Source organism: Saccharopolyspora galaxeae, assembly GCF_016526145.1.
GTDB classification, from domain to species: Bacteria; Actinomycetota; Actinomycetes; order Mycobacteriales; family Pseudonocardiaceae; genus Saccharopolyspora_C; species Saccharopolyspora_C galaxeae.
Window position 1 is genome coordinate 860,073 of the sequence record NZ_JADDUE010000001.1, and the last position, 7,100, is coordinate 867,172.

Consider the following 7,100-nt stretch of genomic DNA (forward strand, 5'->3'; position numbering starts at 1 on the left):
CCCTAAAGGACGACGATCGGACGAGCAGCACGGCTTTCACCCGAGATCACCCGAATAAGCTGGCCGACGGTAGGAAGTCGACCTGTGTCCTGCGGCCGTCGGCTTCCGAAAACCGGATACCCCGCTTCACCAGGAGGTTGTGGTGGCCAACAACGGCAACGTGAACATCGATCTGCCCGAGATCCAGCGGCAGGCTTCCCAGCACGACACGACCCGGCAGGACATCCAGACCGAGCTGGACCAGCTCAAGACCCGCATCGACAGCGTGCAGCAGGCCAGCAAGAACGAGATGACCGACGCGCTGCTGGAGCAGTACGAGCAGTCCGTGCAGAAGCTGAAGAACAGCGTGCTGGCCGACCTGGAGTCGATGGCGCAGCAGATGCGCAAGGTCTCCGGCGACCAGGACGAGCAGGACCGCTCCGCCAGCAAGCCGGTCCAGTCCGCGGACATGGCCAGCTTCATCCCCAGCTGACCGTTCCCGCCTGATCTCCGCTCAGGCCGTTCTCTCTCCAGGAAGGGTGTTTTCCCGTGGCTCCCAAGGTTTACGACTACGAGGCCCTGCAGCAGGCGCAGCAGGACATGAAGAAGACCGTCGACCACATCCGCGACGAGGCCAACAAGCTCATCAGCCAGGCCCAGCAGCTCCAGCAGAACGGCTGGACCGGTGAGTCCGCGCAGGGCTACAACGCCTCGGCGGAGAAGCTGAAGCAGTCCCTGAACGGCTTCGGCGAGTACCTCACGCAGCAGCAGCAGAACGTGAACAGCGGTACCGGCAACATGCAGGACACCGACAAGCAGGGCGGCAAGCAGATGGGCCAGTTCGCCTGACTCGTCCGCCGCGGCGACGAGAGCCGGGCCGATGGTGGCTCGGCTTTCCTCGTCCGATTACCCCGGGACGCCGGTGCGTCCCACCGCAATTCCGGAACGCGCAGTGATCGGAGAGAATTACCGTGGCCGACGGCACCGCATTCGATTCCGAGGAAATCGACAAGGCCGCTAAGGAGATCGGCAAGCTCATGAGCGACATGAGCGCCTTCCAGTCGCTGAAGGAGCACTGGCCGAACGCAGGCAAGTTCGAGACCGCGCAGTGGCTGGAGCGGGTCGTCGACGACCGCCGCAACGGCCTGGTGGCGCACGCCGAGCGCATGAAGAACGTGCTCGAGGAAATGGAGACGCAGCTGTCCACGATTGCTCGTGATTTCGAGAACATGGACGGCGAGAACGCTGCGAAGATGAAGACCAAGGTCGATGACATGCAGCGCAACATCGACAGCTCGGTCGCGAGCCTGGACAAGGGCACCGAGAGCGAGCAGCACAACTTCAGCGAAGACCCGAACATCAAGCCCGAGGACAACGCGGGCGACGGTGACGGTTACAACGACACCTTGCAGGCCTGACTCCGGTCCCGATCGATCACGAAGCTGCCGCCGGTGTCGCGGCCGCGCTGGTGAGGAACATTCGCTATGGCGGAAGATCAGCAGAATTCCACGGTGGGCGTGTACAACGCCTCCGCGCCGTCGATGGCTGTCGATCAGTACGGCAGCTGGGAGGAAATCGACGCCGCCACGGCGGACATCACGCACAACGGTGCGGCCGACGGCGAGCACGCCGATCTTTCCGGCAACCGCGCGGCCGAGGACTGGTACAAGCTGGAAGACGCCTTCAACAAGGCCACCGAGCGGCTCGGTGAGATCAACGAGCAGTTCAACGGGCTGATCAAGCGGGTCGGCGACCACATGCAGGGCGAGGCCGGGGACGCGTTCAACAAGTACGCGACCGACCTGTTCAAGCAGAGCGAAGACCTCTACAACACGCTCAAGAGCCAGGCATACGGCACCACGGTCGGCAACATCGGCCACGACATTCAGCTTTTCGCCGCGAACTGGTGGCAGGCGCTCAACGATGCGCACGAGGAGCTGGCCACCACCACCGACGAGATCTCCAACAGCTATTCCGGCACGAACGCGGCCGAAGAGGGCGCCAGCAAGATCAACGAGGCGGTCGACGCGAGTGAGAAGGGCCTGCTCGAAGACCTCAAGAAGCTGCTGAGCGAGCTCGTCGACAAGTACAGCAACCGCGGCCAAGAGCTGCAGCCGCTGCACATCGCGTTGTCCACGGATGGGGCCGGGACTGGTTCGGGCGGCAATACCGGTGGGAACGATCAGTCCGGTGGGAACGACCAGTCCGGTGGGAACGACCAGTCCGGTGGCAATGATCAGTCTGGTGGGAATGACCAGTCCGGCGGCAATGACCAGTCCGGCGGGAACAACCAGTCCGGTGGCAATGATCAGTCTGGTGGTAACAACCAGACCGGTGGGAATGATCAGTCTGGTGGGAACAGCCAGTCCGGTGGCAACAACCAGACCGGTGGCAATGATCAGTCTGGTGGGAACAACCAGACAGGTGGCAACAACCAGACCGGTGGGAATGACCAGTCCGGCGGGAACAGCCAGTCTGGTGGGAACAGCCAGTCTGGTGGGAATGACCAGTCCGGCGGGAACAGCCAGTCTGGTGGGAACGACCAGACCGGCGGCAATGACCAGTCCGGCGGGAACCAGCAGTCCGACGACCAGGCAAGGCAGCAGGCCAAGGCCGAGGCGGACGAAGCGATCAACGACATGGCGAACCAGGGCCCAGGTGGTTCGGAAGGCGGCTCCGGCGGCGGTAGTGATCAGTCCGGCGGGTCCGGCGGCGACCAGTCCGGTGGCGGTGCCGTTCCGACCGGGATGGGCACCGGCGGTGGCCCGAACAGCACCGGCGGCAACCAGAGCGGCGGCAAGGGCAAGGGTCAGAGCCAGGGCAGCAGCGGCGGCCAGACCGGTGGCGGCCAGAACAACGAAAAGCTGGACCAGGCCCGCCAGTCCGCGAACGACGCGATCGACGAGATGCAGAACCCGAACACCGAGTCCGGCGGACCGGGCGGCGACTCCGGCGGGCAAGGCGGTGGTTCGGGCGGCGACAGCGGCGGCAAGGACGGCGGCAGCGGCGGCCAGGGCGACCAGAACGGCCAGAACAAGCAGGACGGCCAGAACAACCAGGACGACCAGGCGCTGGACGACGCACGCAACAGCGCCAACGAAGCGATCAACGACCTGAAGAACCCGACCACCGAGTCCGGCGGCCCCGGCGGCGACCAGCCCACCGGACAGGAAGCACAGCACGCCGCCACGGGCGCGATCGACGAAGCGATGTCCAAAACGGACGATCCGCAGGCGCAGCAGGCGTTGCAGGACGCGCGCCAGTCGGCGAACGAGGCGATCAAGGGCCTGGGCGAGGACGGCACGCCCGCGACCGCGCAGGAAGCGCAGCACGCCGTCGACAACTCGCTCGGCGAGGCGGCCGCGCAGGCGAGCGATCCGCAGGCGCAGCAGGCGTTGCAGGACGCGCGCCAGTCCGCGAACGAAGCGATCAAGGGCTTGTCCGACCAGGGCGGCGATCCCGGTGGTGCGACCGGTGCGGAGGCCCAGCGCTCCGCCAACGACGCGATCGGCGACGTGGCGGCGAAGACCACCGACCCGGCTGCGCAACAAGCCCTCCAGAACGCGCACCAGTCCGCGAACGACGCGATCAACCAGCTGGGCCAGGACGGCACCCCGCCGACGCCGGAGGAAACCCAGCAAGCGCTGGACAAAACCTTCAACGATGCCAAGCAGGACGCCGCGAACCCGGCCGCGCAGCAGGCGCTGGACGAGGCGCGCAAGTCCGCCGACGAAGCGATCAGCGGGCTCGGCGGCGGACCGTCCGCAATGGACGATTTCCTCGCGGGCGGTGATCCGGGCGGCGCCAGCGGCGGGGACAGCTCGGCGTTGGATTCGGCCCGCAAGTCCGCCGACGACGCGCTCTCCTCGATGGGCGGCGGCTCCGGTGGCGGCGCTGGCGGTGGTTCGGGTGGCGGTGCAGGCGGCTCGGGCGGGCCTGTCGCGCAGTTCGACACCGACATGGCAGGCAAGCAGGGCCTCGCCCCGCCCGGCGGGCAGCCCGCCGGGCCACCGGCCGGTGGCGGCACCGGTGGCGGTGCCGGGCAAGGCGGTGGCATGGGCGGCGGCGGGATGCCGATGTCGCCGATGGGCGGTATGGGCGGCGCCGGTGCCGGGCAGCAGGGCCAGGAACGCGAGCCGCAGATCTGGATGAAGGCCGACGACGGCACCTGGGACGATCAGAACGAGGACAACCCCCCGCCGGTGATCGGACGGAGCTGAACCGATGGCAGGCGCGCAGCCGACTCCCGCCACCGACCCGTACCTGGAGCAGTTGAACTTCGAGCAATTGGCGCAGCTGGTGCACGGCAGCTCGCCGGAGGTCTTCTACCGGCAGGCCGGTGCGTTCGACCGGGCCGCGGACCGGCTGCGCGAGGTGACCGACCGGTTCCGCGCGCAGTGGCGGGACATCGGCACGCACTCGTCCGGGCAGGCCATCGACCGCGCCGTGGCGGCGGGCGATCGGCTCGCCGCGGACAACGAGAAGGTCTTGGAAGCCACGTTGGCACCGGGTTATGCGCGGATGCTGCGCCGCGCCGGTGACGCGCTGGCCGAGGGGCAGCGCCGGATGCGGGACCTCGAACAGCAGCGCAGCGCGCAAGCCGCCGCGCAGCCGGGAGTTCCGGGGCAGCCTCCCGGAATTCCCGGGCAGGCGCCGGGAGTTCCGGGGCAGGCGCTGGGTGCTCCCGGGCGGGTGCCCGGAGGTCCGGGCCGGCCGTCGCCGGGGCAGCCATCCGGATTTCCCGGGCAGCAACAGGGCGGGCCCGGGCCGGGCCAAGCGCTCGGCGCTCCCGCACCGGACGCAGCGGGGAACGGTCCGCAGGCACCGCCGCCGGGCGACGAGGAGCGCACCCAGCAGGCCCGGCAGATCGTCTACGACATCTCAGCGGTCTACAGCGACGTGGCCAAGTCCATGACGGCGATGCCCGGCAAGGGCGGTAGCACGCCTGGAGCGGCCGATCCGCTCGCGCTGCGCTCGGCGTCGTCCGGGTCCGGTGGCTGGAGCGCTTCCGGTTCCGGCGGCGCGCAGCAGGCCATGTACTTCTCGTCCGGCTCGGGTTCCGGCGCGATGACGGTCAGCGATTCTTCGGGCGGTTCCGGCGGATGGCAGGACACCGGGCGACCGCCGAACGCCGGTGGTGCATCGGAATCCGGGGCATCGCCGACGGGCGCGCCGTGGCTCGCGGTCGCCGCGCAGAGCTCGCCCGCCGTGCTCGGCGGGCGATCCTCCGGGGGTTCGGCGGGCAAGCGCACCAGCGAGAAGTCCACTGAGGACTCTTCGGTGGGTGGCTGGCAGGCCGCGTCCGGCGTGCTCGGGCGGCAGTCGAACAACTCGGGTGGATGGTCGTCCGGTTCCGAGCGGAGTTCCCGGTCGGGCGAGAGCTCCGGATCGGACGAGAGCTCCAAGCCGGACAGCAGCTCGAAGTCGGACGAGAACTCGAAGTCGGACGAGAATTCCGAGTCGGGCTCGGACCGCCCGGAAACCGTGTCGCGCAAACAGGATTCGGACTCGTCCGCGTCCGAGGTGCGCACCTTCTCGGCGGAACCGCAGCACGCCCCGGCCCGGTCGATGCCGGCCCACGCGAGTGCACCTCCCCCGCAGACCGCGGCGGCCACCGCTCCCACCGCGGCGAGTGCGTCGGCCGCGAGCGCCCCCGCGCCGCCCCAGCCACCCGCGAATCCCGGTCCGGCACCGCAAACCGTGTCCGGTCCCGACCCCTCCGCGGCAGGCGGGCACGGGCACAGCAGTGCGCAGTCCTCCGCACCGGCCGGTTCCGCTCCGGCGACGTCTTCCGCAAGTTCCCCGCCGAGCAGCTCGGTCCCGCGCACTCCCGCGCCGTCCGCGTTGGACCTGGGCCAGATGACCACACCGAACCCGTCGACCGGCGCGGGCACGCCGCCTGCCGCCGGGACGCACGGCGCGCCGGTGAACCTGAACACCGCCGGCTCCGGGCAGCCGATGACCGGCACCGCGCCCGCGGGCGGCACGGCACCACCGCCCGCGGGTGGAACCGGGCAGGCAGGCGGCCACCCGATGGGCCCGATGATGGGCGGGATGCCGCCTCAGCCGGGCCAGCAGCGCGACGACAACCAGATCCCGATCAACGCCGAGCGGACGGTTTGGGGCGAGCAACAGGGCGTGGCAGGCAGCCTCGGCAGGCCGGAGCAGCCGGAGGAACCGCCGGAGAATCCGGACGAGCCCACCGAAGCCGGCCCGGACCGCGCGCGAGCCGACGAGTTCCTGGAAAAGCTCCGGGAGAACAGGAGGATTCGATGACGGACCCGAAACCGGACCCGAAACCGGACGTGCCGACGGACATCGATTCCGCGATGTCCATGCTGGAGCGGGAGCGCGAGCGCGTCGCCGACGTCACCAAGCAGCAGCAGGGGCAGTCCACGACCGTGCAGGCCAAGGATCACTCGCTGGAAGCGACCTTCGACGGCAGCGGCGAGCTCACCGGCCTGAAGTTCAACGGGAACAAGTACCGCAGCATGGCGCCCGCGCAGCTGGCCAGCGTGATCGTCGAGACGATCCAGGCCGGGCGGACGCAGAGCATGACCAAGCTGACCGAGCAGATGTCCGGCGGCATGCTGCCGGGCGTCGACCTGGCGGGGATCGCCTCCGGCAAGGTCGACCCGAGCACGGTGCTCGACCAGCTGATGAAGCCGATCGTCGGAATGGCCGAGGAACTGCCGGGCGTCCCGCGCGAGAAGAAGGACCGCAGGGATGGCTGACGAGAACTTCCGCATCGACCCCGACGCGCTCGAAGACATCAACAAGAAGCTGCGCGCGGTGGGCGAGGACCTCACGGCGAGCTTCAACGAGATGAAGACGACGCTCGAAGACCATTGGGGCTGCTGGGGCAACGACGATATCGGTGAGGCGTTCATCAAGAACTTCGAAGAGCCGAACAAGAAGTTGCAAGAGGGCGCTGAGGCCATGAGCGGCGCCCCGAACGGCTTGGCCGACCAGATCGACAAGCAGATCGAGGTCGTCCGCAAACAGGACGCCGCGAACCGCGCCGCCATCGAGCAGAACGAATACGGAAACTGAACGCAGGAGCATGGCCCGCTGACCAACGGGGGAAATGACCGGTCGCGCCCACGAGGAAGGAGGTCTCT

General features: G+C 68.7%; 7 protein-coding genes. All 7 read left to right on the forward strand.

The features are described 5' to 3' along the window. The first annotated feature begins 142 nt into the window (after positions 1-142). The 7 genes from INP57_RS03830 (at position 143) to INP57_RS03860 (ending at position 7,032) form a co-directional block, all read left to right on the forward strand. Positions 143-472: a hypothetical protein gene (locus INP57_RS03830; protein ID WP_200068559.1), complete on the forward strand. Its 330-nt coding sequence runs from the start codon at positions 143-145 to the stop codon at positions 470-472. 56 nt (positions 473-528) lie between these two features. Further along, on the forward strand, positions 529-828 hold the full coding sequence (locus tag INP57_RS03835) for a WXG100 family type VII secretion target (RefSeq protein ID WP_200068560.1): 300 nt from the start codon (positions 529-531) through the stop codon (positions 826-828). Between the two features lie 122 nt (positions 829-950). After that, the gene (locus INP57_RS03840; protein ID WP_307849889.1) at positions 951-1,397 is read left to right on the forward strand and encodes a DUF2563 family protein; all 447 of its coding nucleotides are present in this window, start codon (positions 951-953) and stop codon (positions 1,395-1,397) included. Between the two features lie 66 nt (positions 1,398-1,463). Continuing rightward, positions 1,464-4,199, forward strand: a complete 2,736-nt coding sequence (locus INP57_RS03845) for a hypothetical protein (protein WP_200068561.1) — start codon at positions 1,464-1,466, stop codon at positions 4,197-4,199. A gap of 4 nt (positions 4,200-4,203) precedes the next feature. Continuing rightward, a complete protein-coding gene (locus tag INP57_RS03850; RefSeq protein WP_200068562.1) occupies positions 4,204-6,255 on the forward strand; it encodes a hypothetical protein in 2,052 nt (683 codons plus the stop codon). Beyond that, positions 6,252-6,713: a YbaB/EbfC family nucleoid-associated protein gene (locus INP57_RS03855; protein ID WP_200068563.1), complete on the forward strand. Its 462-nt coding sequence runs from the start codon at positions 6,252-6,254 to the stop codon at positions 6,711-6,713. The genes INP57_RS03850 and INP57_RS03855 overlap by 4 nt, the downstream gene beginning before the upstream one ends. Next, positions 6,706-7,032: a hypothetical protein gene (locus INP57_RS03860; RefSeq protein WP_200068564.1), complete on the forward strand. Its 327-nt coding sequence runs from the start codon at positions 6,706-6,708 to the stop codon at positions 7,030-7,032. Before INP57_RS03855 ends, INP57_RS03860 begins: the two co-directional genes overlap by 8 nt. Positions 7,033-7,100: the final 68 nt, after the last annotated feature.

What these genes read in the sequence shown, in the direction of transcription:
- INP57_RS03845 (WP_200068561.1), top strand. Translation starts at nt 1,464, where the DNA reads ATGGCGGAAGATCAGCAGAATTCCACGGTGGGCGTGTACAACGCCTCC.
- INP57_RS03850 (WP_200068562.1), top strand. Translation starts at nt 4,204, where the DNA reads ATGGCAGGCGCGCAGCCGACTCCCGCCACCGACCCGTACCTGGAGCAG.
- INP57_RS03855 (WP_200068563.1), top strand. Translation starts at nt 6,252, where the DNA reads ATGACGGACCCGAAACCGGACCCGAAACCGGACGTGCCGACGGACATC.
- INP57_RS03860 (WP_200068564.1), top strand. Translation starts at nt 6,706, where the DNA reads ATGGCTGACGAGAACTTCCGCATCGACCCCGACGCGCTCGAAGACATC.